Source organism: Corynebacterium sp. AOP40-9SA-29, assembly GCF_052377405.1.
Classification (GTDB): domain Bacteria; phylum Actinomycetota; class Actinomycetes; order Mycobacteriales; family Mycobacteriaceae; genus Corynebacterium.
Genome location: NZ_JBQSWR010000003.1, coordinates 17,771 through 40,802, shown reverse-complemented (window position 1 = coordinate 40,802; position 23,032 = coordinate 17,771). Strand labels below are relative to the sequence as shown.

The window sequence follows — 23,032 nt, the reverse complement described above, 5'->3', positions numbered from 1 at the left end:
GAGTACCAAGGTGAGCACGAAGGAAGAAGAGAGGACGACCGGGCTGCTCGACCACGTCGTCGGGGAGCTCGGCGGGTCGCGTCGTGACGGGCAACGCCGGATGGCCGCGGCGGTGTCCACGGCGATCTCCTCGCAGCGTCACCTCGCCGTGCAGGCGGGCACCGGCACGGGAAAGTCCCTGGCCTACCTGGTGCCGTCGCTGGAGCATGCCGTCGGCTCGGGCGAGCGGGTGGTGGTCTCCACGGCCACGATCGCGCTGCAGCGCCAGCTCGTCGACCGTGACCTGCCGCGGGTGACCGAGGCGCTGAAGAACGAGCTGGGCCGGCGTCCGTCCTTCGCGATCCTCAAGGGCCGCAACAACTACCTGTGCCTCAACCGCATCGGCGGCGGCACTGCAGGTTCCGGTGCCGAGGGTGCCGAGGGTGCAGAAGCCCTCATCGACGAGGCCGAGGTCACCGCCACCGGTTCCCAAGTCGCCCGCCTGCACGAATGGGCCCAGGAGACCGAGGACGGCGACCGCGACACCCTGCCCCGCGGCGTGTCCGACCGCGCGTGGCGTCAGGTCAGCGTGACCAGCCGCGAGTGCGTCGGCGCGACCCGCTGCCCCTTCGGCGACCAGTGCTTTGCCGAGGCCGCCAAGGAGAAGGCCGCCCAGTCCGACGTGGTCGTCACCAACCACGCCCTGCTGGCCATCGACGCCCTGTCCGAGCAGTCCGTGCTGCCCAACCACGACACCGTGGTCATCGACGAGGCCCACGAACTGGAGGGCCGCATCACCTCCGTGGCCACCGAGGAGCTCTCCGGTGCCGCGGTGGCGATCCTCGCCCGGCGGTGCGAGAAGGTCGGCCCGGACGACTGCGCCGCCGAACTGCTCACCGCCGGCGACACCTGGACCGCCGAGATCGAGGCCGCGGTCACCGCGCACACCGCCCCGGAAGGACGCTGGACGTCCGTGCCGATCACCCTCGTCGAACCCCTGCACGCACTGCGCGACGCGCTGTGGAAGACGCGCAGCCGGCTGCAGGGCACCGGCGGGGCGTCCGGCACCCCGGGCAGCGCCGTTAGCGAGGCCGACCAGGAGAAGTCCGCGGAGATCTTCTCCTGCCTCACCGCCTGCGAGGAAATGCACGACACCGTGGTGCGCATCCTCGAGGCGTCCCCCGCCGAGGGCGGGGACGGTAGTGGGGACGCCACCGGCGACGCTGCGTCCGGCACGTCCGAAACATCCGACGACCTGCTCGGCGAGGACGTCGTCTGGCTCTCCGGCGACCGCAACCGGCGCAGTGTGTACGTCGCCCCGCTCAGCGTGTCCGACCTGCTGCGCGGGCGGCTCTTCGCCGACCAGACCGTGATCCTGACCTCGGCGACCCTCGCCCTCGGCGGACGCTTCACCTCGATGCTCGCCACCTGGGGACTGGCCGCCTCGGCCTGCACCACCCTCGATGTGGGCACACCCTTCGAGCCGTCGACGCACGGCATCCTCTACACCGCCCGCCACCTGCCCCCGCCCGGACGCGAGGGCGCCTCGCCGGAATCCATCGACGAACTCGCCCAGCTCGTCTCCGCTGCTGGCGGCAGGACGCTGGGACTGTTCTCCTCCCGCCGCGCCGCGGAGAACGCCGCCGCCGAACTGCGCACCCTCGTGCCCCACGAGATCCTCTGCCAGGGCGACGACTCCCTCGGCGCCCTGATCACACGCTTCCGCGACGAGCCGGAGACCTGTCTCTTCGGCACGCTGAGCCTGTGGCAGGGCGTGGATGTGCCCGGCCCCTCGCTGTCGCTGGTGGTCATCGACCGCATCCCGTTCCCGCGTCCGGACGACCCGCTGTCCCAGGCCCGCAAGGAGGCCGTGGACTCCGCCGGACGCAGCGGGTTCATGGAGATCGCCGCCACCCACTCCGCCCTGCTCATGGCCCAAGGCGCCGGACGTCTCCTGCGCGCCGTGGACGACCGGGGCGTGGTGGCCGTGCTCGACCAGCGGCTGGTGACGAAGCGCTACGGATCCTTCCTGCGCTCCTCGATGCCGCCGTTCTGGCAGACGGTGGACGGCGACACCGCGCGCGGCGCGCTGCGTCGGTTGCGCGCCTGACGGCGGCACTGCTTCAGGGGCGCTTATCGGCGCGGGTATCAGGGGCGGGTGTGGCCGCGCGGGGGATTGTGGCGGGGGTCACCGACGGTCGCGGGTAGGATTGACCGCGACCAGAAAAAGACACCGGGGCCACGACTACCCCGACCACCCCGCGCAGGAGGACACGCATGCCCGTCACGAGCGACCGTCCCGACGTCACCATCCCCGACGTCGGAATCCACGAGTACCTCTACGGCGACCTGTCCCCCGAGGACGAGGACCGCATCGCCGTCGTCGACCTCGCCGGCGGCACCGAGACGTCCTACGCCACGCTGCGCAGCCACGTCGACTCGGTCGCCGGGTGGCTCTCGCGCCACGGTGTCGCCAAGAACGACGTCGTCGCCCTGCACTGCCCGAACTCCGTGGAGTTCATCGTCGCCGCCCACGCCGTGTGGCGTCTCGGCGCGGTGCTGACCCCCGTGCCGCTGCTGGCCTCGCCGCCGAAGGTCGCCGAGCAACTGCGCGACTCCCACGCCGTCATGCTGCTCACCCTCGCCGGGCTGGGCGACGGCGGCGAGGAGGCCTCCGAACTCGCCGGGCTGCCTAGCGAGCGTCTCATCCACCTCGACACCTCACGGGGTCTCAACCAGATGCTCGCCGAGCGCAGCACTCCCCCGTCGGTGTCCTTCGACCCGTCGACCCAGCTCGCCGCTTTGCCGTACTCCTCCGGGACGACCGGGCTGCCCAAGGGCGTGCGGCTCACGCACCGCAACCTGGTGGCCAATATGGCCCAGGTGGAGGTCTCCGGCCCGGTCACCCGCGAGGACGTCGTCTTCGGTGTGCTGCCCTTCTTCCACATCTACGGCCTGACCACCCTGGCCAACCTCACGCTGCGCCTGCGCGCCCGCCTGCTCACCGTGCCGCGTTTCGAGCTCAACACCTTCCTGCGCAACCACCAGAAGCACGGGGTGACCTTCACCTTCATCGCCCCGCCGGTGGCCCTGGCGCTGGCCAAGCACCCCGAGGTCGACAACTACGACCTCTCCGCCCTGCGCGGGGTGCTCTCCGGGGCGGCAAGCCTCGACGGGGAGCTCGCCACCGCGGTGCACGACCGCCTCGGCATTGACGTGTACCAGGGCTACGGGCTCACCGAGTCCAGCCCGGTCACCCACGTGAACCTCGGCGACGGGCTGTCCCCCGGTTCCGTGGGGCGCCCGGTAGCCAACACCGAGCACAAAATCGTCGACCCGGAGACCGGCGAGGAAATCGCGGTGCCCGGCGGTACGGACGGTGAACTCAGCGCGGCCGGCGAACTGTGGGTCCGCGGCCCGCAGATCATGGACGGCTACCTCGGCGACGCCGAAGCCACGGCGAACGCCCTGCCCGGCGACGGATGGCTGCGCACCGGCGACCTCGCCCGCCAGGGTGCCTCCGGAGAGGTCTTCATCGTCGACCGGGTCAAGGAACTGATCAAGTACAAGGGCTACCAGGTCCCGCCGGCCGAACTCGAGGCCCTGCTGCTCACCCACGAGGCCGTGGCCGACGCCGCGGTGGTGGGTGTCACCGACGCCGACGGCGAGGAAATCCCCAAGGCCTTCGTCGTCGCACAGGACCCGGCCGCCGCCGGTGACGAACTCGCCGACACACTGGTCAGCTTCGTCGCCGAGCGGGTGGAGCCCTACAAGAAACTGCGGGCGCTGCAGTTCATCGCCGAGGTCCCGAAGTCCGCGACCGGCAAGATCCTGCGTCGCTCACTGGCCTGACGGTGCCGCGGCACTCCGGTCGAGTGCCACCACGGTGACCGACCCGGGCGCGACCTCGGTGTAGCCGGCGTCGCGCACGACCGCCGCGCTCCCCTCCGCCGCGCTCCCGTCGGACGCACCGGCGTCCTGCGTGCTGGCGTCTTGTTCCCTACGCTCCGCCTCGGCGCGCACCACCGCGAAGCGTCCGGCGTCGACCTCGCAGACGTGCAACGAGAAACCGTCCTGCGCCCAGCGCCACGCCCGCTCGCGGCCCATGGCCGCAGCCAGCAACATCGAGCCGTGCGCGACCTGCGCGGCGGCCTTGCCGACCGACATCGTCAACGAGGCGTCCACGTAGACCACCGGGTGGTCGTCGGCGGCGAGCACGCCCTCGGCGTCCTCGGGCAGGGGCAGGTCCGTGCCCTCGATCTGCAGCCGGTTGATCAACGCCGGTGTCTCGGTGACCGGGCAGGCGGGGAAAGCGCGTACCGATGCAGGACGCTGCGGGTCCCCCACGCTGGCGGTCACACCCGGCAGCGACTGAACGTCCGACCACTTCTTGTTGCGCGCCCGCCGCGCGATCTTGCGGATCCGCGCGCCGTACCAGTTCATCAGCGCCTCAGCGAAGGCCGTGTCCTGCCCCGCACGCTCGTCCAGGCAGACGGAGACGCAGGCGATCGCCGCGGCCTCCAGTACGTCCCGACGCTCTGGGCGCGCCTCGTGCGGCAGATGCAGCACCAGCGGCATCGCCTGCACGGTCGAGGGGTCGGACGGGTCCTCGCCGTCGCGATCCCCCAGCACCGTGCGCAGCCGGTCGTGTGCGAGCGCGAAGGACACTCAGCCCTCCAGCGGGACGCGGTGGTAGCTGCCGTCCTCGAGGTCGGCGGCGTCGATCTCCTCGCGGTCGATGCCGAGCATGAACAGCACCTCGTCGAGGAAGGGGTGGTTCACCGTGGCGTCGGCGACCTCGCGCAGGGCCGGCTTGGCGTTGAAGGCGATGCCCAGCCCAGCGACCGACAGCATGGCGATGTCGTTCGCGCCGTCGCCCACGGCCACGGTCTGGTGCAAGGCGATGCCATTGGACCAGGCGAACTCCTTGAGGCTCTCGGCCTTGACCTCACGGTCAATGACCTGGCCGATGACCCGGCCGGTGAGCTTGCCGTCGATGATCTCCAGGGTATTGGCACGGTAGAAGTCCAGGCCGAGCTCGCGGGCCAGCGGCTCGAGGACCTGGACGAAACCGCCGGAGACCGCCCCGGTACGGAAACCGAGACGCTTGAGGGTGCGCACGGTGGTGCGTGCACCCGGGGTGAGCTCGACCATCTTCGAGACCTCGTCGATGACCGAGGCGTCCAGCCCGGCCAGCGCCTTGACCCGCTCGTGCAGCGACTCGGAGAAGTCCAGTTCCCCGCGCATGGCACGCTCGGTGACGGCGGCGACCTCCTCCTCGCGTCCGGCATGCGCGGCGAGCATCTCGATGACCTCCTGCTGGATCAGCGTGGAGTCCACGTCGAAGCAGATCAGCCGGGGCGCGCGTCGGGTCAGGCCGGCGCGCTGGATGGCGATGTCCACGCCGGTGGCGTGCGAGACGGCTGCGAGGGCCTGGCGCAGTTCCGCACTGCCGCCCGGGGCGGGGTCGGCGGCGGTGACCTTGAGTTCCAGGCCGGTAACCGGATAGTCGGCGATGCCGCGGATGCGGTCGATGTTGGCCCCGTGGTCGACGAGGGTCTGGCCGATGGCGGAGATGTGCTCGGCGGTGACGGGGTTACCCAGCACGATGACGGCGTGGGTGGAGCGTGCACGGCTGCCCTCGAGCTCGTCGTCGACGTCGAGGGTCACGGTCATTGCCCGGCTGGACAGTTCATCGGTGAGTTCCTGGCGCATCGCCTCGGTACTGCCGGCGACGACACCGATGTAGGCGGCGAGGTTGAGTATGCCGCGGAAGTTCGCCTGTTCGACGTCGAGCAGTTGCACGCCGTGGTCGGCGAGGATGCGGAAGAAGTCGGCGGAGACGCCGGGGGCGTCCGGTCCGGTGACGGTGACGACGCCGGGTGAGAGCCCGGGTGCGAGGCTGACGGTCAGGTGACGGGAGGAAGTCTGCTGGTCCACGGGACTCATTCTGTCATGGTTTCCCTGACACACGAACAGCCGCACCCCGCGTAGTCGGGGTGCGGCTGTCTCTGTGGTGAGTGTGGTGGCAGCGTGGTGGTGCTGCGCCGGTGGTTCGCTCTAGAAGTGGCGTCCCACGTGCGCTTCCTCGCGGGCGGTCTTCACCATGTGCGGGTAGTGCAGCTCGAAGGCCGGACGCTCCGAACGGATCTTCGGCATCGAGGTGAAGTTGTGGCGCGGCGGCGGGCAAGAAGTCGCCCACTCCAGGGAGTTGCCGTAGCCCCACGGGTCGTCCACGGTGACGATCTCGCCGTAGCGCCAGGACTTGAAGATATTCCACACGAACGGCAGGACGGACAGACCCAGGATCAGCGCACCGATGGTGGACACCTGGTTCAACAGGGTGAAGCCATCCTGATCCAGGTAGTCGGCGTAGCGGCGCGGCATGCCCATGTTGCCCAGCCAGTGCTGCACCAGGAAGGTCATGTGGAAGCCGATGAAGGTCAGCCAGAAGTGGATCTTGCCCAGACGCTCGTCGAGCATGCGACCGGTGATCTTCGGGAACCAGAAGTAGACGCCGGCGAAGGAGCCGAAGGCGACGGTTCCGTAGAGCACGTAGTGGAAGTGCGCGACCACGAAGTAGGAGTCCGACAGGGCGAAGTCCAGTGCCGGGGAGGCCAGCATGACACCGGTCAAACCACCGAACAGGAAGGTGGCGAAGAAGCCGATGGCGAAGATCATCGGGGTCTCGAAGGAGATTCGACCCTTCCACATCGTGCCCAGCCAGTTGAAGAACTTCATTCCGGTCGGCACGGCGATCAGGAAGGTCATGAAACTGAAGAACGGCAGCAGCACGGCACCGGTGACGAACATGTGGTGCGCCCACACAGCCAACGACAGCGCGGCGATCGACAGGGTGGCGAACACCAGGCCGACGTAACCGAACATCGGCTTGCGGGAGAAGACCGGGAAGATCTCGGACATGATGCCGAAGAACGGCAGGGCCAGGACGTAGACCTCGGGGTGGCCGAAGAACCAGAACAGGTGCTGCCACAGGATGGCGCCACCGTTGGCCGGATCGTAGATGTGGCCACCGAGGATGCGGTCGTAGAGCACGCCGAGGGCGGCAGCGGTCAGCAGCGGGAAGATGAGCAGTGCCAGCAGTGAGGTCACCAGGATGTTCCAGGTGAAGATCGGCATGCGGAACATCGTCATACCCGGTGCACGCAGGCACAGGATGGTGGTCAGCATGTTGATGGCGGCGGCGATACTGCCGACACCACCGACACCGACACCGATGACCCACAGGTGCGAACCCACACCCGGGGAGTGGATGGCGTCCGCCAGCGGCATGTACATCGTCCAACCGAAGTCAGCGGCACCGCCGGGGGTCAGGAACCCGGTCAGCATGATGATGCCGCCCCAGGTGGTCAGCCAGAAGCCGAGGGCGTTGAGTCGCGGGAAGGCGACATCGGGGGCACCGATCTGCAGCGGCATGATGTAGTTGGCGAAACCCCAGACGATCGGGGTGCCGAACAGCAGCAGCATGATCGTGCCGTGCATGGTGAACAGCTGGTTGAACTGCTCGTTCGACAGGAACTGCAGGCCCGGGTGGAACAGTTCCACGCGGATCAGCAGGGCCATGAGGCCACCGATCGCGAAGAACGTGAAGGCCATGATCATGTACATGATGCCGAGCTGTTTGTGGTCAGTCGTGGTCAGCATGGTCCATGCATGACCACCCTTCTTCGACTTCCCACCCTGAGGAGCAGGCCGAGCTGGGGAGACCGGTTGGTCTTCCCTGGGCGCTACTGCGGTCATTCAATCCTCCTGACTACGCGGTGCCGTTCGTCGGGACGACACCCAGTGAATGAGCTGCACAGCGAGGACCCGGTGTCGTTGAACGTCACCCGTCACGGGGCAACCCCGCACAGACTGGGACCAATACTAATCCCTCGGCCCCGGCTTTAATAGCCAGAGCCCCCCACCTGCCCCAAATGACACAATCGGGGGTGCACGAACCCCTGCACTCCCCCACCGTCCGGGTCGCCGCGCGCCCGTCGTGAACCCACCTCCGCATCACCGTCGGGCGTCCGAAAAAGGCTGGTGACCGGCTCAAAGCCTACTCGGTGCGTCCTACGCGGTTTTCAGGACGCCGCGAGCGCCGCACCGCCGGACGGCCGACGCGGCGTCCTGCAAGACGATCCTTTCAGGACGCTATGGCGTTCCTGAGACGCAAATGCCCCGCCGCGTCCCCTCACGGGGGACGACAGGCGGGGCGGGCGAACGTGGCGCAGCTAACTCAGAAATCCCAGTCGTCGTCGTTGGTGTTCTCGGCGGTGCCGATCACGTAGCTGGACCCCGAACCAGAGAAGAAGTCGTGGTTCTCGTCGCCACCGGGGTTCAGCGAGGACAGGATCGACGGGGAGACGTTCGTCTCGTCCGTCGGGAACAGCCCCTCGTAACCGAGGTTGTTCAGCGCCTTGTTGGCGTTGTAACGCAGGAAACGCTTCACGTCCTCGGTCCAGCCGAGGTCGTCGTAGATGTCCTCGGTGTACTGGCACTCGTTGTCGTAGAGCTCGAACATCAACTCGAAGGTGTGCTCCTTGAGCTCCTCGCGACGCTGCTCGGACACCTTCTCCAGCCCGCGCTGGTACTTGTAGCCGATGTAGTAGCCGTGCACGGCCTCGTCGCGGATGATCAGGCGGATCAGGTCCGCGGTATTCGTCAGCTTCGCATGCGAGGACCAGTACATCGGCAGGTAGAAGCCCGAGTAGAAGAGGAAGGACTCCAGCAGCGTGGAGGCGATCTTCTTCTTCAGCGGGTCGTCGCCCTTGTAGAAGTTCAGGATGATGTCGGCCTTGTCCTGGAGGTTCTTGTTCTCCTCGGACCAGCGGAAAGCATCGTTGATCTCCGGAGTAGAGGACAAGGTCGTGAAGATCGACGAGTAGGACTTGGCGTGCACCGATTCCATGAAGGCGATGTTGGTGTACACCGCCTCCTCGTGCTGGGTGATGGCGTCCGGGATCAGGCTGGTCGCGCCCACGGTGCCCTGGATCGTGTCCAGCATCGTCAGACCGGTGAAGACACGCATGGTGGCCTGCTTCTCGGTCTCGGTGAGCGTGCCCCAGCTCTGGATGTCGTTCGACAGCGGCACCTTCTCCGGCAGCCAGAAGTTGCCCGTCAGCCGGTCCCACACCTCGAGGTCCTTATCGTCCGGGATGGTATTCCAGTTGATGGCGGTGACCGGTCCCCCCTCACTGTGGTGGACGGGCGAGTGCGGCTGCCGGGACGTGGTCATATACCTCTCCTGAAGGGCAAGTGATGGTGCGTGAAGCGCCACGCCGGACGACGCGAACGGCGGGCGCAAGTCCCCGCCATCCTAGCCGCCCGCGACCGCCCCTGCTAACCCGCGGTACCCCGGCCCCGCCCCTCGCCGTCGCCGCGCGTGAGCCCCCTCGATGGCAGTCAAAATACCCCCGCATTGGGGTAATTTGTGGGAGGTTACGCTAAGCGCAGGCGCGGCATGATACCGGCTAGTTGGGTTTGAAATTCTGCCGTCATTCGAAGAAAAAGCCCGTAACCTGCACAGATGGCATCGGCCCCTAAATAGCGCAGGCAAGGCATAATTAGGGCAGACATGCCTTTTCACCTGCAACGATAGGGCGTTGGTTAGCCTGAACTGGCTAGAGAAAGGTTTTACCGATCAGTACCGTTATCGCCATGAGCATCAACGAGAAGTTCCAGGAAGCCGTCAACAAGCAGGTCGTCGCCGAGCACCAGGCCGCCCTCATCTACACCCAGCTGTCCTACGAGATGGACCGCCTCTCCTTCCTCGGCATGCGCGACTGGTTCCGCGCCCAGGCCGACGAGGAGCGCGAGCACGCCGCGAAGTTCGCCGAGCACCTGCTCGACCGCGACGCCCGCGTCGACCTCACCGACATCGAGCTGCCGTCCCTGAAGATCGCCACCCCGCTGGACGCCTTCGAGGCCTCCCTCGCCCACGAGCAGAAGGTCTCCGCGATGATCCGCGACCTCGCCCGCACCGCGGACGAGACCGGCGACATCGACTCCCGCCAGCTGATCAACTTCTTCCTGGCTGAGCAGATCGAGGAAGAGTCCTCCGTCAACGACATCATCGACTGGATCAAGACCGTCGGCAACGACGGCTCCGGCCTGCTGCGCATCGACGCCAAGCTCGGTGCCCGCGACGGCGAGTAAACACTCCCCCGCCGCGACGCTGGCGACGCCGCGCTGACGCGACGCGCTGCCGGCGTCCGGCGTAGCTGATACGACCACCCTGGGTCGGTTCTGATTGATCAGAGCCGACCCAGGGTGGTCGTTTTGCGTCTGGAGGAGGGCGCGGCGCGGGTCCAGCGGCACGAACCCCGCGTCGCGTGCCGGATTCGGTCTCCGCGTGCCGCGGAGCGGGCGAATCTGGCACGTGGCGCGGGGTCACCCCTTACCCGTACCCAGCCCAGACCCAGCAGCCTTAGAGCATGCAGCTCACGCAGCCCTCGACCTCGGTGCCGGCCATGGCCGTCTGACGCAGGCGGATGTAGTACAGGGTCTTGATGCCCTTGCGCCACGCGTAGATCTGCGCCTTGTTGATGTCACGGGTGGTGACCGAGTCCTTGAAGAACAGCGTCAACGACAGCCCCTGGTCCACGTAGCGCGTGGCCACCGCGTAGGTGTCGATGATCTTCTCGTAGCCGATCTCGTAGGCGTCCTCGAAGTAGTCGAGGTTGTCGTTGTCCATGTGCGGCGCCGGGTAGTAGACGCGCCCGATCTTGCCCTCCTTACGGATCTCGATCTTCGAGGCGATCGGGTGGATCGACGAGGTCGAGTTGTTGATGTAGGAGATCGAGCCCGTCGGCGGCACGGCCTGCAGGTTGCGGTTGTACAGGCCGTCGGCCATCACCGCCGCCTTCAGCTCCGCCCACTCCTCGGTGGACGGCACGTGGATCGACGACTTCTCGATGATCGCGGCGACCTTCTCGGTGCGCGGCTGGAAGGCAGCCGGGTCGTAGGAGTCGAAGAACTCCCCGGAGGCGTAGTCGGAGTTGGCGAAGTTGCGGAACTTCGTCCCGCGCTCCCGCGCGATGGCGTTGGACGCCTTCAGGCACTCGTACATCACCGCGGCGAAGTACACGTTGGTGAAGTCCAGGCCCTCGTCCGAGCCATAGTGGATGTGCTCGCGGCCCAGGAAACCGTGCAGGTTCATCTGGCCCAGCCCGATGGCGTGGGAGCCGTCGTTGCCCTCGCGGATCGACGGCACCGAGTCGATGGACGTCTGGTCAGAGACGGCGGTGAGCCCGCGGATCGCGGTTTCGATGGTGCGCGAGAAGTTCTCCGAGTCCACCGCGGCGGCGATGTTGAGTGAGCCGAGGTTGCAGGAGATGTCCTCGCCGACCTCGGAGTAGGTCAGGTCCTCGTTGAACTCGCTGGCCGTGGAGACCTGCAGGATCTCCGAGCACAGGTTGGAGTGGGTGATGCGCCCCTCGATCGGGTTCGCCTTGTTCACCGTGTCCTCGAACATGATGTACGGGTAGCCGGACTCGAACTGGATCTCCGCCAGGGTCTGGAAGAACTGGCGCGCGTTGATCTTGCGCTTGCGGATCCGCGGATCCTCGACCATCTCCTCGTAGTGCTCGGTCACGGAGATGTCGGCGAAGGGACGGCCGTAGATGCGCTCCACGTCGTACGGGGAGAACAGGTACATGTCGTCGTTACGCTTGGCCAGCTCGAAGGTGATGTCCGGGATGACCACGCCCAACGAGAGGGTCTTGATGCGGATCTTCTCGTCCGCGTTCTCCCGCTTCGTGTCCAGGAACTTCATGATGTCCGGGTGGTGGGCGTTGAGGTATACCGCACCGGCACCCTGACGGGCACCGAGCTGGTTGGCGTAGGAGAAGGAGTCCTCCAGCAGCTTCATCACCGGGATCACGCCGGAGCTCTGGTTCTCGATGTGCTTGATCGGCGCACCGGTCTCACGCAGGTTGCTCAGCAGCAGCGCCACGCCGCCACCGCGCTTGGAGAGCTGCAGGGCGGAGTTGATGGAGCGCCCGATGGACTCCATGTTGTCCTCGATGCGCAGCAGGAAGCAGGACACCGGCTCGCCGCGCTGGGCCTTGCCGATGTTCAGGAACGTCGGGGTGGCCGGCTGGAACGTCCCGGCGATGATCTCGTCGACAAGGTTGCCGGCCAGTTCGATGTCGCCGTCAGCGAGCCCGAGGGCGACCATGCACACCCGGTCCTCGTAGCGCTCCAGGTAGCGGCGTCCGTCGAAGGTCTTCAGCGTGTAGGACGTGTAGTACTTGAACGCCCCGAGGAAGGTCTTGAACCGGAACTTGTGGGAGTAGGCGCGCTTGAACAGCGCCTTGACGTCGGCGAACTCGTACTTGTCGAGCACCTCCGGGTCGTAGTACTTGTTCTCGACCAGGTACCCGATCTTCTCTTCCAGGTCGTGGAAGTAGACGGTGTTCTGGTTGACGTGCTGCAGGAAGTACTGGTTGGCGGCTTCGCGGTCCTTGTCGAACTGGATCTGCCCGTTGCCGTCGTACAGGTTGAGCAGTGCGTTGAGCTGGTGGTAGTCGAGCTGGTCGGCCTGCTGGACCGGTTCAGCGACGGTTTTCCCGAGATCGGTGGTCATGGCTCTCCCCGTTGTGAAAATAAGATGGTGTCTGTGTCTATGTCTACTGGAGTCGGCGGCCTATGTCATGCGACGGCCTCCCAGCGCCCGTCATGGCGCAGCGAGTCCTCGAACTCCGCCAGTCCCTCGCGCACGCGTGTCACGTCGTCTGGGGTTCCCATGAGTTCGAAACGGTACAGGTAGGGCACGCCGCACTTCGCGGCGATCACGTCCCCGGACCGGCAGAAGTCCTTGCCGAAGTTCAGGTTCCCCGAGGCAATCACCCCGCGCAGCAGCGCGCGGTTGCCGGGATCGTTGAGGAAGCGGATGACCTGTTTGGGAACCGGACGCGAGTCGTCCCCGGTGATCGACGCTCCCCCGCCGTACGTCGGGCACACGAGCACGAAGGGCTCGTCCACGACGAGCGGTGCGTCCGACCGGCGCAGCGGGATGCGCGTGGCGGGCAGCTCGAGCTTGTGGACGAAGCGGTCGGTGTTGCGGGTGGTCGATGAAAAATAGACGATGAGCATGCTCGCTGTACCTCGTATTCTCTTTCGGACTCTACCGCTCGGTGAACCGGGCAGGAACGTACTTCAGGAAGGACGGGACGATCGCCACCGCAATGACGGTGCCGATGACGACCAGGACGCCGCCGACGAGTGTGGCGGTACCGGCGCCGAGGACGGACCCGGCCCAGCCGTGCAGCATGTCCGCCAGGCGCGGGCCGCCGGCGACGACGATGAGGAAGACGCCCTGCAGGCGTCCACGCATCCGGTCGTCCGCCGCCTCCTGGAGCATCGCGGAGCGCTGCACCGAGGAGAACATATCGGCCAAGCCGCCGAGAACGAAGGCGAACACCGCCACACACGCCCACAGGCCGATGCGTCCGTCGGCGAGGTTGACGGCCACACCCATCACGATGATCGCCACGCCCCAGCACAGCACCGAAACCACGATGCCCACACCCTGGTGGCGCAGCCTGGTCACCGCGCCGGAGAAGATCCCGCCGAGCACGGCACCAGCAGGCACCGCCGCCCAGAGCAGCGCGTAGAACAGGCCACCGTCGCCGGTCTCGCCGAAGTCCACGGTGGAGATCTGCGGGATCAGGGCGCGCGGCATGCCGAAGATCATGGCGATCAGGTCGATGACGAAACTCATCAGCAGGATCGGCATCGCCGCGAGGTAGATGAAACCCTCGGCGATGCTGCGGAAGCCCGGCGTCCTGCGACGCGAAGCGTCCTTCCCTGTGCTGTTTGTGCCGCTTGCGCCACCTGAACCGCTCAGGTCCGGCGGCAGCGCCGGCAACTTGAGCACGGCCCACAGCGTGGCCGCCAGGCAGAAAGCGTCCAGCAGGTAGAGCAGCGAGTAGCCGGTCACCGGGATCAGGAGCCCACCGAGGATGGGCCCGAGGATCGCGCCGGCCTGCTGCACCGTCATATTCAGCGACACCGCCGGGGCCACCGCACCCTCCGGGACGATGCGCGCGGTGATCGCGGTGCGGGTCGGCTGGTTGACGGCGAAGAACGCCTGTTGCAGCGCGAAGATCGACAGCAGCAACCACACATTGTCCAGCCCGGCGGCGGCCTGCGCCCAGAAGGCGACCGCGGTCGCGATCAAGCCGACGGTGGTGATGATCAGCAGGCGACGACGGTCCATCATGTCCGCCAGCGCACCGCCGTACAGGCCGAAGATGATCAGCGGGACCAGACCGAAAGCACCGGCCAGACCCACGAACCCCGAGCTCCCGGTAATCGAGTAGATCTGCGCGGGAACCACGACCACGGTCAGCTGCGAGCCGATGACGGTGACGATATTGGCCGTCCACAGCCGTCGGAAATGCGGCGACTGCAGCGGAGTGGTGTCGGCCAGAACCGACCGCAGGGCCATCCTGCCCGGACGGCGTTGAGAGCGCGAAGCCATGGAAAAACACCACTTCAAGGGGTTCGAGGGGTCAAACGTGACAAAAAAAGAGGGAGGACGCTGCCTGCTGCAGCGCCCTCCCGGTGGTGTTCGCGTCCCCCTCGCGGGGGACGGTATCAGGCCGCTGCGACGTCCAGGGACTTGATGCGGTCCGGGCGGAAGCCGGACCAGTGGGCGTCCTCCGTGACGACGACCGGGGCCTGGAGGTGGCCGAGGGCCATCACGTAGTCGCGGGCCTCGTCGTCGAGGCTGATGTCGACCATCTCGTAGTCAAGTCCGGCCTTGTCGAGAGCCCTCTTGGTGGCGGTGCACTGGACGCAGGCGGGCTTGGTGTAGACGGTGATCATCGAGGCGCTCCTGTGAAGAATGACGGCGAAATGCGTGGGGTGGGACGTGCCCGGCGGTGCATGATCCCCGGGTGCCCGGAGCGGTGCCCCTGCCGGGCTGATGACGACGACACTACACCGGGATCGCAACGGGACACAACCCGTTTTTCCACGAGATATAGGGGTAATAACATCGTTCGAACACAAGATATAGTAGTTACAAGATGCGTATTCGCAGGTGGCGAGAGAGGGGCGACACTAGATGTTGGGCCGAAAAATCATTGATGTAATTCCACGGTTGCTAACCGCTCTTCCCCGGCAGGTCTACAGGTCTGCAGACACGAAAGAACCCCTCCGATGCCACCCCGGCGAGGGGGCAGTACTGGAGGGGTTCGTCCGAAAACGGAAGACCGCTGAATCAGCCCTGGCGAGCCTTGAAACGCGGATCCTTCTTGTTGATCACGAAGACCTTGCCGTGGCGGCGGACAACCTGGGCGCCCGGCTTGTTCTTCAGCGACCGAAGGGACTTACGGACCTTCATCGGGCGCTCCTTTCTCGTCGTGCGCCCCGGGCTGTTCACACAGAACCTCGGCGCGGTGTTGATCGTGATTGATCGGAATTGATCAGACTCCCCGGAGCACTAAAAGCGCCCGGAAGAGCAACGTACGAGCCCGGAAAAATTCCGGGTCGCGACACAGCACGTCAGCTTAGCCTGACACGGTGCCCTGACCAAACCGCCACCGTGGGCTGCACCTACCAGACTCAGAACACGAACTGCTGGAGGATCAGCGCAGTGAATCCGAGGTACCACACGACGACGACCGCCAGCGGCATGAACAGAGCCGACGCACCACGCGACACCGTCTCCCCACGGGCCTCCGTGCGCGAGTGAGCGATCCGCACCACCGTAGAGACGAACAACGGCAGAACCACCGACCACACGACCATGCAGTAAGGACAGAGGGCCTCGATCTCATAGACCGCCTCATAGGCGAGCCAGTGCACGAAGACCACGGCGAGGGCCAGGCCGAGCAGGAAGCCGTACCAGAACCACGCGCGGAACCGAGCGCCGGCGAAGAGCGCCACACCGATACACAGCACGATGGCGAAGCCGACGAGACCAATGAAGGGGTTCGGGAAGCCGAAGGCGGAGGCCTGGTCGGAGTTCATCACGTCCGTGCACGAGACGACGTCGTTCAGGGTGCAGGCCGGAGTGAAGCTCGCGTCCTGCAGGAGCTTGATCTTGTCGAAGAGGATCAACCCCGACATGAACAGGCCGATGATGCCGAAGACGACGAGCCCGAAAGCATAGAGTGCCGAGCCGCCCCAGAGACCCGCCTGTCGACCGTCCGGCCGCTCCCCCGCCCGTTCCTCAACCGCTGTAGTCACTGATTCTCCCATCATGTGCCGCAGCGGACGCGGTGCCCGCCGTCGATGTACTGCAATTCTCGCACACCGGCCCCGCGCGACCCAACGTCTGAAATGCGTCTTTCGCCACACTCACCTGCTGGTTTGCGTGCTCGGAGAACCCTGGGGTACATTATGTCTCGTCCGCAGCGAGGAACACTTCTTCTTCCGCTTAGCGTACGGGGCTATGGCGCAGCTGGTAGCGCACCACACTGGCAGTGTGGGGGTCAGGGGTTCGAGTCCCCTTAGCTCCACCAACACGGGTCCGCCCTTGTTCTCCTCGGAGAGCAAGGGCGGACTTTTTCGTGCGCGGTTCTGGGCTGCCCTGCCCCTGGGGGTTCTGGTGCCTCTGGCGGCGCTGCTGACCGGCGTAATCTATGCATTTCGGCCCGGTCACTGGCAGTGACCGGGCCGAAATGCAGAGATTGCGCCGTCCGTAGGGACGAACTACGTCGGGCTACCCCGAACTACTCCGAACTACTCGGCGTCAGCGGACTCCGACTCCGTCGCAGCCTCGGAAGCGTCCGAGTCGTCCGAACCGGTGTTGCCGGCGATGACGTCCGGCACCCAGTTCTTCAGCTCCTCCGGGTTCTCCGGGTCGCGCTCGATCGCGAGGTACTCACCGTTGACGTACAGGGCCGGGGTTCCGGCGTCGTCACCCATGAGCTCACGCAGACCGTCACCATTGGCGTCGAGCATCGACTGGTACTCCTCGACCACGGATTCGTCGCGGATCGACTCCACCACGGACTCCTCGACACCGAGCTGCTCAGCGGCATCCGCCAGCTCATCGAAGCGCCAGTCGCGGGCGACCTCGGTCTGATCGGTGAAGGCCTTCTCGTGGAAGGCCCAGAAGGCATCGACGTCACCAGTGTTGGCGATCGCCAGCGCCACCGCGCCCGTGCGGGACGACGACGGGTTGTTCGCGCTGTCCTGGAACGCCACCGTGTGCAGGTTGACGTTCATCTCCCCCTTCTCGACGGCCTCCTCCATGGAGTCACCGTGCACCTGCGCCAGGTCCGAGCAGTGGGGGCAGGCGTAGTCCTCATAGAGGTCGACCATCGGCACGTCGTCTCCGTCACCTGAGCCGTCGCTGGAGCGGAGCTGGATGACACCGTCCTCCAGTGACATGGAGAAGGATACGTCTGCCGCGCTGAGGTCCACATCGGCGCTCTTCCGGCCGTTGAAGACCATGAAACCGATGAACAGCACGCAGATCACCACGAGCGCCACGATCCCCCAGAGGAAGCTCCGGTTCTTGTCGTTGGGCGCCTTGATCTTCTGACTCACAAACCTCAACCTTTCACGGTGTTCTCTCTCCTCGCCCCGACGTTTTCGCAGGACGTGACCGCATCCACCCTATCTGTCGTCCGCGCCGCTAATCCAGACGGGACCGCCGGGGGTGTCGGCATTCCCAGCAAACTGGCAACCAGGGCTCCCACACTGACAGTGCGCGCACAGCAGGGCCCCCTCCACCCCCACGCAGAAAAACTTCCCCATTCATTACCTGGCGGAAACACGCGCGGGTTATCTTTCCCTTATGCAAACAACCGACATGCTGCTGGCCTCGGGTTTCGAGGACGGTCTCGACACCGCCGCGTCCTTCGTCTGGGGACCGTGGCTCCTTATCCCCCTCCTCTTCGCCACCGGCTTCGTGCTCACCATCCGGTTGCGCGGCGTCCAGTTCCGCAAACTGCTCCCCGCACTGCGCCTCGGGCTTATCGACCGGGAGGACGAGGGCGCCAAAGGCGATATCACCCAGTACCAGGCGCTGACCACGGCGCTGGCCGCTACGGTCGGCGTGGGCAATATCGTCGGTGTCGCCACCGCTATCTCCATCGGTGGCCCCGGTGCTCTGTTCTGGATGTGGATCACCGGTCTGCTCGGCATGGCATCGAAGTACTCCGAGGCCTTCCTCGGGGTGCGCTTCCGCGTCACCGACGGCAAGGGCAATATGTCCGGTGGCCCCCAGCGTTACCTGGAGCGCGGCATCAAGGGCCCGGTCGGCAAGTTCCTCGCCTGGTTCTTCGCCATCGCCGCGGTCGTCGCGTCCTTCGGCATCGGCAACATGACCCAGGCCAACGCCGTGTCGGAGAACCTGGAGAACTCCTTCGGCATCGACCCGACGATCACCGCCATCGTCCTGTTTATCCTCATCGGTGCCGTCCTGCTCGGCGGCATCAAGGCCATCGGCCAGGTCACGGCCGGATTCGTCCCGCTGATGATCGCCGTCTACATCATCGGCGGCCTGGCGGTGCTCACCGTCAACGCTGCGGCGATCCCCGAGGCCATCGGCCTGATCTTCACTGATGCGTTCTCCGGCACCGCCGCCGTCGGTGGTTTCGTGGGCTCCGGCATCCTGCTGGCCCTGCAGATGGGTGCCGCCCGCGGCATCTTCTCCAATGAGTCCGGCATGGGCTCGGCCGCGATCGCCGCCGCCGCGGCGAAGACCACCCACCCGGTCCGTCAGGGCCTGGTCTCCATGACGCAGACCTTCATCGACACCATCGTGGTCGTGTCCTTCACCGGTCTGGTGATCATCTCCAGCGGCGTGTGGGACCAGGGCGAGGACCGTGCCGGAACCATGACGAGTGATGCCTTCGCCGAGGCCCTGCCGGGTCACTGGGGCGGCTACATCGTGACGATCTCGATCGTGTTCTTCGCCTTCTCCACGATCCTCGGCTGGTCGTACTACGGCGAGCGCAGCGCGCAGCGCATCTTCGGCGACTACGCCACGGTCCCCTACCGCATCATCTTCACCTGCGTGGTCGTCATCGGTGCCACGATGGAACTCAACGTGGCCTGGACGTTCTCCGACCTGGCCAATGGCCTGATGGCCCTGCCGAACCTCATCGGCCTGCTGATCCTCTCCGGGCTCATCGCCCGCGAGACCAAGGCGTATCTGGACTTCGATCCGAAGCTCAAGGCGTCGACCGCCGAGGTGGAGGACTTCCTGGTCGAGCAGAAGTCCCCCTGGCGCTGATCAGGCCCAGATTCAGGCGCTGATTACACGCAGCTGACCTCGAGTTCCAGCTCGGCGACGTCACCGGCGTCCGGGTGGTCGTCGTCGACCTCCACCTGGCCGCTGACCCGGTAGGTGTCGCCGTCGACCTCGACGGTGGCGTCCGCCTCCTGAGCGTCCGTGGACTCCCACTCCTTACCTTCCATCTCCACGCCGAGACCGTCGACGCGCGGCGTGTCCCTCGTGTCGAGGTCGACCTCCACGTGGCTCGTCGCGTCGTCATTGCGCAGGTCGATCTCGAACTCGTCCGAGCCGTCCTGCCGGCACTGCACCTCAATGAACTGGGACGCCATGTCCGTCCCGTCGAAGACGAGGCTGGTCACGCTGCCGCCGTTTCCTGAGCCGGTTCCTGAGCCGCTTCCCGGCTCGCTCGTCCCGCTCGCGTCGGCGCTGGTGCCCGCACCCGCGTCGGACGTCTCGGTCACCGTGACGGTCGCGTCGCCGCCCGCAGCGTCCCCACTGCTGTCCCCACCGTTGTCGTTGTCGTCGCCGCAGGCGGCGAGCGCGCCGACCATGCAGGTTCCCAGGGCGAGGGCCACCACGCGGCGGCGGGTGTCGCTGATGTTCACGGCCGTTCCTTTCCTCGGTGAATGTTTCCTCCCCGATCGTAACCATAACGCCGCAGCCACGGCCGGACGCGGTTACGCTCGCAGGTGTTGATTCACCGTCCAAAAGGAGAACCGCCCATGACTGCAGGCCTCAACGTCCCGCTGACCCCGCTGCGCTTCCTCGACCGCAGCGCCACGATCCACCCGGACCGCACGGCCTGCGTCGACGGTCCGCGTCGCATCACCTTCGCCGGGATGCGGGAGGACGCACTGCGTCTCGCCCGCGCGCTGCAGCGCCGCGGCCTGCGGCCCGGGGGACGCGTCGGCATGTTGGCGTCCAACAGCTACGAGGCGCTGCTCGCGCAGTTCGCCGTCCCCCTCGCCGGCGGAGTCCTCGTGCCGATCAACACGCGCCTGGCGCCGGCGGAGGTGCGCTACATCTGCGACCACGCCGGCATCGGCACCCTGTTCGGCGAGCAGGAGCTGATCCTCGCTTGCCGGCGCACCCTCGGCAGCGCCGGGCTGGTGGACACCTTCGTGCTCATCCACGACGCCGACGGCACCCAGCCCACCCCGAAGTTCCCCGACGACGGTGTCGTCACCACCTTCGACGAGTACCTCGCCGAGGGCGCCGAGGGCGCCGAGGACGCTGAGGGCGCCGCGCTCCCCTTCACCGTCGAGGACGAGGACGCCGCCATCGCCATCAACTACACCTCCGGCACCACCGGACGCCCCAAGGGCGTGGTCTACACGCACCGCGGCGCCTACCTCGCCGCACTGGGCATGGTGATGACGCACAACTACACCCGCGAATCGGTCTACCTGTGGACCCTGCCGATGTTCCACTGCTCCGGGTGGTGCACCGGCTGGGCGGCGATGGCGGCCTGCGCCACCCAGGTGGCGTTGCGGGCGGTGCGCGGCGACGAGGTGTGGCGACTGATCGACGAGGAGGGCGTGACCGGGCTGTGCGGGGCACCGGCGGTGCTGGCCACCATCGTCTCCGCCGAGGAGGCACACGAGGTCACCGACCTGTCGGTGGCGACCGCGGGCGCGCCGCCGAGCCCCACGGTGATCGGCGCGTGCGAGGACCTCGGCATCGATGTGATCCACGTCTACGGTCTCACCGAGACCTACGGCCCCACGGTCGCCTGCGCCCCGCAGCCGGACTGGGCCACGCTGTCCACGGCCGAGCGCGCCCGCCTGAAGTCCCGGCAGGGCCTGGCGATGGTCACCAGCGAAGAAGTCCGCGTTGTCGAGCAGATCGGGAGGGACGCACTGCCGGACGTGACGCTGGTGGACGTGCCGTCCGACGGGGAGACGATGGGCGAGGTCGTGATGCGCGGCAACATCGTGATGCGCGAGTACTTCCACAATCCCGACGCCACCGAGGAGGCGTTCCGCGGCGGCTGGTTCCACTCCGGTGACCTGGCGGTCAAGCACCCCGACGGGTACATCCAGGTCCTCGACCGGGCGAAGGACGTGGTCATCTCCGGCGGCGAGAACATCTCTACCATCGAGGTGGAGCAGGCGGTGATCAGCCACCCGTCGGTGGCGGACGTCTCGGTGATCGGTGTGCCGGACGACCGGTGGGGTGAGGCGCTGCGCGCCTACGTCGTCCTCGTCCCCGGCGTGGAGCAGGACGCGGCGCTGGAGTCGTCCGTCATCGACCACTGCCGCGGCCTCATCGCCGGATACAAGGTCCCGCGCGACTACCGCGTCATCGACGAGCTGCCGCGGACGTCGACGGGCAAGGTGAGGAAGAACGTGCTGCGCGAGCAGGCCGACTGAGACTGGCGGGGCCGGGGCGGGAACTGGGCACGGGCGGGGAGGAAGTTTCGGTTGACAACTGACTCCGCGCTCCCATAAACTTACCGAACGATCGGTCAGTCCACGACCGAGGTAACGACCGGAGGTAACCATGACTGCCACGACGACACCGGACCAGGCATTCGACGAACTCATCGCCAACGACACCCGCATCGAGTCGACCGACTGGATGCCCGACAAGTACCGCAAGACCCTGACCCGCCAGATCTCCCAGCACGCACACTCGGAGATCATCGGAATGCAGCCGGAAGCCAACTGGATCTCACGGGCCCCCAGCCTCAAGCGCAAGGCCATCCTGATGGCCAAGGTCCAGGACGAGGCCGGCCATGGCCTCTACCTCTACTCGGCGGCAGAGAGCCTCGGCACTGACCGCGAGACGCTGGTCGAGCAGCTACTCGACGGCACGGCGAAGTACTCCTCGATCTTCAACTACCCGGCGCGCACCTGGGCGGACATCGGAGCAATCGGCTGGCTGGTCGACGGCGCAGCCATCGTCAACCAGGTGCCCCTCTGCCGTTGCTCCTACGGGCCGTACGGCCGGGCCATGGTGCGCGTCTGTAAGGAAGAGTCCTTCCACCAGCGTCAGGGTTGGGAGATCCTCCACTCCCTCGCCAATGGCACTGCTGCCCAGAAGCAGATGGCGCAGGAAGCGATCAACCGCTTCTACGGCCCCGCCCTGCAGATGTTCGGTCCCCCGGACGGCGACTCCCCCAACTCCGAACAGTCCATGGCATGGAAGATCAAGCGATTCTCCAACGACGAGCTACGTCAGCGCTTCGTGGACACGATCGTCCCCCAGGCAGAAGCTCTCGGCCTCAGCTTCGACGACCCCGACCTGGTGTGGAACGAGGAGCGCAGCCACTACGACTACGGCGAGCTCAACTGGGACGAACTCATGACGGTCATCAAGGGGCACGGCCCGTGCAATACGCAGCGCATGGAACACCGCCGCCAAGCCCATTCCGACGGAGCATGGGTCCGCGAGGCAGCCGCCGCCTACGCCGAGCGTTCCAGCACCGTCGAAACGGCACTGATCAGCGCTTGACCGCCTGACCTGCCTGACCCGCACGAAACCCAGATAGACCCCAGATAGACCACAGAGAAGAGGAACTCCATGTCCACCAACTGGCCACAGTGGGAAGTATTCGTCCGATCAACCCGCGGACTGTCCCATGTGCACGCAGGCTCCTTGCACGCCCCTGACGAGACCATGGCACTGCGCAACGCCCGGGACCTCTTCACCCGCCGCAACGAGGGAACGTCCGTCTGGGTTGTGCCGTCGGCCGCCATCACCGCATCCGATCCCGATTCCAAGGGCGGGTACTTCCAGTCCTCCTCCGGGAAGAACTACCGCCACGCGACGTACTACACCGCTTCCGAAGGGGTGAAGCACCTGTGAATACCGACACCGCCGTCAGCACGGACTCCGCCA

At 66.4% G+C, this 23,032-nt stretch carries 19 protein-coding genes and 1 tRNA gene; 8 read left to right on the top strand and 12 right to left on the bottom strand.

Annotated elements, in window-relative coordinates:
* The first annotated feature begins 10 nt into the window (after window positions 1-10).
* Together ACT3SZ_RS06790 and ACT3SZ_RS06785 are read left to right on the top strand one after the other, a co-directional pair.
* Window positions 11-2,089 (top strand): ATP-dependent DNA helicase, encoded by a 2,079-nt coding sequence (locus ACT3SZ_RS06790; RefSeq protein ID WP_444617722.1) that lies wholly within the window; start codon window positions 11-13, stop codon window positions 2,087-2,089.
* A gap of 167 nt (window positions 2,090-2,256) precedes the next feature.
* Window positions 2,257-3,831 carry an AMP-binding protein gene (locus ACT3SZ_RS06785; RefSeq protein ID WP_444617721.1) on the top strand — a complete coding sequence of 525 codons (1,575 nt, stop codon included), beginning with the start codon at window positions 2,257-2,259 and terminating at the stop codon, window positions 3,829-3,831.
* Here ACT3SZ_RS06785 and ACT3SZ_RS06780 read toward each other — a convergent pair.
* The 4 genes from ACT3SZ_RS06780 to nrdF form a co-directional block, all read right to left on the bottom strand.
* Window positions 3,820-4,647, bottom strand: a complete 828-nt coding sequence (locus ACT3SZ_RS06780; protein ID WP_444617720.1) for a peptidyl-tRNA hydrolase — start codon at window positions 4,645-4,647, stop codon at window positions 3,820-3,822. The genes ACT3SZ_RS06785 and ACT3SZ_RS06780 overlap by 12 nt on opposite strands.
* Window positions 4,648-5,928, bottom strand: coding sequence for a phosphoserine phosphatase SerB (gene serB / locus ACT3SZ_RS06775; RefSeq protein ID WP_444617718.1), 1,281 nt, complete (start codon window positions 5,926-5,928; stop codon window positions 4,648-4,650).
* Window positions 5,929-6,039: 111 nt separating this feature from the next.
* Window positions 6,040-7,740, bottom strand: coding sequence for an aa3-type cytochrome oxidase subunit I (ctaD, locus tag ACT3SZ_RS06770; RefSeq protein WP_444617717.1), 1,701 nt, complete (start codon window positions 7,738-7,740; stop codon window positions 6,040-6,042).
* Window positions 7,741-8,221: 481 nt separating this feature from the next.
* Entirely contained in the window at window positions 8,222-9,220 is a 999-nt protein-coding gene (nrdF, locus tag ACT3SZ_RS06765) for a class 1b ribonucleoside-diphosphate reductase subunit beta (protein ID WP_444617716.1), read from the bottom strand.
* Window positions 9,221-9,642: 422 nt separating this feature from the next.
* On the opposite strand from nrdF, the gene ACT3SZ_RS06760 reads away from it, so the two are divergent.
* Window positions 9,643-10,140, top strand: coding sequence for a ferritin (locus tag ACT3SZ_RS06760; RefSeq protein WP_444617715.1), 498 nt, complete (start codon window positions 9,643-9,645; stop codon window positions 10,138-10,140).
* 271 nt (window positions 10,141-10,411) lie between these two features.
* Here ACT3SZ_RS06760 and nrdE read toward each other — a convergent pair whose 3' ends face one another.
* The 6 genes from nrdE to ACT3SZ_RS06730 form a co-directional block, all read right to left on the bottom strand.
* On the bottom strand, window positions 10,412-12,571 hold the full coding sequence (gene nrdE, locus ACT3SZ_RS06755) for a class 1b ribonucleoside-diphosphate reductase subunit alpha (RefSeq protein ID WP_444617713.1): 2,160 nt from the start codon (window positions 12,569-12,571) through the stop codon (window positions 10,412-10,414).
* A gap of 65 nt (window positions 12,572-12,636) precedes the next feature.
* Window positions 12,637-13,080 (bottom strand): class Ib ribonucleoside-diphosphate reductase assembly flavoprotein NrdI, encoded by a 444-nt coding sequence (gene nrdI, locus ACT3SZ_RS06750; RefSeq protein ID WP_444617711.1) that lies wholly within the window; start codon window positions 13,078-13,080, stop codon window positions 12,637-12,639.
* Window positions 13,081-13,111: 31 nt separating this feature from the next.
* Window positions 13,112-14,470, bottom strand: a complete 1,359-nt coding sequence (locus ACT3SZ_RS06745) for an MFS transporter (protein ID WP_444617709.1) — start codon at window positions 14,468-14,470, stop codon at window positions 13,112-13,114.
* 116 nt (window positions 14,471-14,586) lie between these two features.
* On the bottom strand, window positions 14,587-14,817 hold the full coding sequence (gene nrdH / locus ACT3SZ_RS06740) for a glutaredoxin-like protein NrdH (protein WP_301442506.1): 231 nt from the start codon (window positions 14,815-14,817) through the stop codon (window positions 14,587-14,589).
* Between the two features lie 397 nt (window positions 14,818-15,214).
* The gene (gene ykgO, locus ACT3SZ_RS06735) at window positions 15,215-15,337 is read right to left on the bottom strand and encodes a type B 50S ribosomal protein L36 (protein WP_012732041.1); all 123 of its coding nucleotides are present in this window, start codon (window positions 15,335-15,337) and stop codon (window positions 15,215-15,217) included.
* A 221-nt stretch (window positions 15,338-15,558) separates the two neighbouring features.
* Complete coding sequence (locus ACT3SZ_RS06730) at window positions 15,559-16,185, bottom strand: vitamin K epoxide reductase family protein (RefSeq protein WP_444617707.1); 627 nt, start codon at window positions 16,183-16,185, stop codon at window positions 15,559-15,561.
* Between the two features lie 199 nt (window positions 16,186-16,384).
* On the opposite strand from ACT3SZ_RS06730, the gene ACT3SZ_RS06725 reads away from it, so the two are divergent.
* Window positions 16,385-16,460 (top strand) — tRNA-Ala (locus ACT3SZ_RS06725).
* Between the two features lie 220 nt (window positions 16,461-16,680).
* Here the strand turns inward: ACT3SZ_RS06725 and ACT3SZ_RS06720 are convergent.
* Complete coding sequence (locus ACT3SZ_RS06720; RefSeq protein ID WP_444617705.1) at window positions 16,681-17,493, bottom strand: DsbA family protein; 813 nt, start codon at window positions 17,491-17,493, stop codon at window positions 16,681-16,683.
* 250 nt (window positions 17,494-17,743) lie between these two features.
* Here ACT3SZ_RS06720 and ACT3SZ_RS06715 point away from each other — a divergent pair, with 250 nt between their 5' ends.
* The gene (locus ACT3SZ_RS06715) at window positions 17,744-19,186 is read left to right on the top strand and encodes an alanine/glycine:cation symporter family protein (protein ID WP_444617704.1); all 1,443 of its coding nucleotides are present in this window, start codon (window positions 17,744-17,746) and stop codon (window positions 19,184-19,186) included.
* 23 nt (window positions 19,187-19,209) lie between these two features.
* On the opposite strand, the gene ACT3SZ_RS06710 is transcribed toward ACT3SZ_RS06715, so the two are convergent.
* Window positions 19,210-19,794, bottom strand: a complete 585-nt coding sequence (locus ACT3SZ_RS06710; protein ID WP_444617703.1) for a lipoprotein LpqH — start codon at window positions 19,792-19,794, stop codon at window positions 19,210-19,212.
* Between the two features lie 117 nt (window positions 19,795-19,911).
* On the opposite strand from ACT3SZ_RS06710, the gene ACT3SZ_RS06705 reads away from it, so the two are divergent.
* The 3 genes from ACT3SZ_RS06705 to paaB all read left to right on the top strand — a co-directional run bounded on the left by ACT3SZ_RS06705 (window position 19,912) and on the right by paaB (window position 22,999).
* Window positions 19,912-21,561: an AMP-binding protein gene (locus ACT3SZ_RS06705; RefSeq protein WP_444617701.1), complete on the top strand. Its 1,650-nt coding sequence runs from the start codon at window positions 19,912-19,914 to the stop codon at window positions 21,559-21,561.
* Between the two features lie 130 nt (window positions 21,562-21,691).
* Complete coding sequence (gene paaA, locus ACT3SZ_RS06700; RefSeq protein ID WP_444617700.1) at window positions 21,692-22,645, top strand: 1,2-phenylacetyl-CoA epoxidase subunit PaaA; 954 nt, start codon at window positions 21,692-21,694, stop codon at window positions 22,643-22,645.
* 69 nt (window positions 22,646-22,714) lie between these two features.
* Window positions 22,715-22,999: a 1,2-phenylacetyl-CoA epoxidase subunit PaaB gene (gene paaB / locus ACT3SZ_RS06695; protein ID WP_038549899.1), complete on the top strand. Its 285-nt coding sequence runs from the start codon at window positions 22,715-22,717 to the stop codon at window positions 22,997-22,999.
* The last annotated feature ends 33 nt before the right edge of the window (window positions 23,000-23,032 follow it).

Excerpts from the sequence above, each read along its gene's own strand:
- ACT3SZ_RS06745 (WP_444617709.1), bottom strand. The coding sequence starts at position 14,470 with ATGGCTTCGCGCTCTCAACGCCGTCCGGGCAGGATGGCCCTGCGGTCG.
- ctaD (WP_444617717.1), bottom strand. The coding sequence starts at position 7,740 with ATGACCGCAGTAGCGCCCAGGGAAGACCAACCGGTCTCCCCAGCTCGG.
- nrdH (WP_301442506.1), bottom strand. The coding sequence starts at position 14,817 with ATGATCACCGTCTACACCAAGCCCGCCTGCGTCCAGTGCACCGCCACC.
- paaA (WP_444617700.1), top strand. The coding sequence starts at position 21,692 with ATGACTGCCACGACGACACCGGACCAGGCATTCGACGAACTCATCGCC.
- ACT3SZ_RS06715 (WP_444617704.1), top strand. The coding sequence starts at position 17,744 with ATGCAAACAACCGACATGCTGCTGGCCTCGGGTTTCGAGGACGGTCTC.
- ACT3SZ_RS06760 (WP_444617715.1), top strand. The coding sequence starts at position 9,643 with ATGAGCATCAACGAGAAGTTCCAGGAAGCCGTCAACAAGCAGGTCGTC.
- nrdF (WP_444617716.1), bottom strand. The coding sequence starts at position 9,220 with ATGACCACGTCCCGGCAGCCGCACTCGCCCGTCCACCACAGTGAGGGG.
- ykgO (WP_012732041.1), bottom strand. The coding sequence starts at position 15,337 with ATGAAGGTCCGTAAGTCCCTTCGGTCGCTGAAGAACAAGCCGGGCGCC.
- nrdE (WP_444617713.1), bottom strand. The coding sequence starts at position 12,571 with ATGACCACCGATCTCGGGAAAACCGTCGCTGAACCGGTCCAGCAGGCC.
- paaB (WP_038549899.1), top strand. The coding sequence starts at position 22,715 with ATGTCCACCAACTGGCCACAGTGGGAAGTATTCGTCCGATCAACCCGC.
- nrdI (WP_444617711.1), bottom strand. The coding sequence starts at position 13,080 with ATGCTCATCGTCTATTTTTCATCGACCACCCGCAACACCGACCGCTTC.
- ACT3SZ_RS06785 (WP_444617721.1), top strand. The coding sequence starts at position 2,257 with ATGCCCGTCACGAGCGACCGTCCCGACGTCACCATCCCCGACGTCGGA.
- ACT3SZ_RS06705 (WP_444617701.1), top strand. The coding sequence starts at position 19,912 with ATGACTGCAGGCCTCAACGTCCCGCTGACCCCGCTGCGCTTCCTCGAC.
- serB (WP_444617718.1), bottom strand. The coding sequence starts at position 5,928 with ATGAGTCCCGTGGACCAGCAGACTTCCTCCCGTCACCTGACCGTCAGC.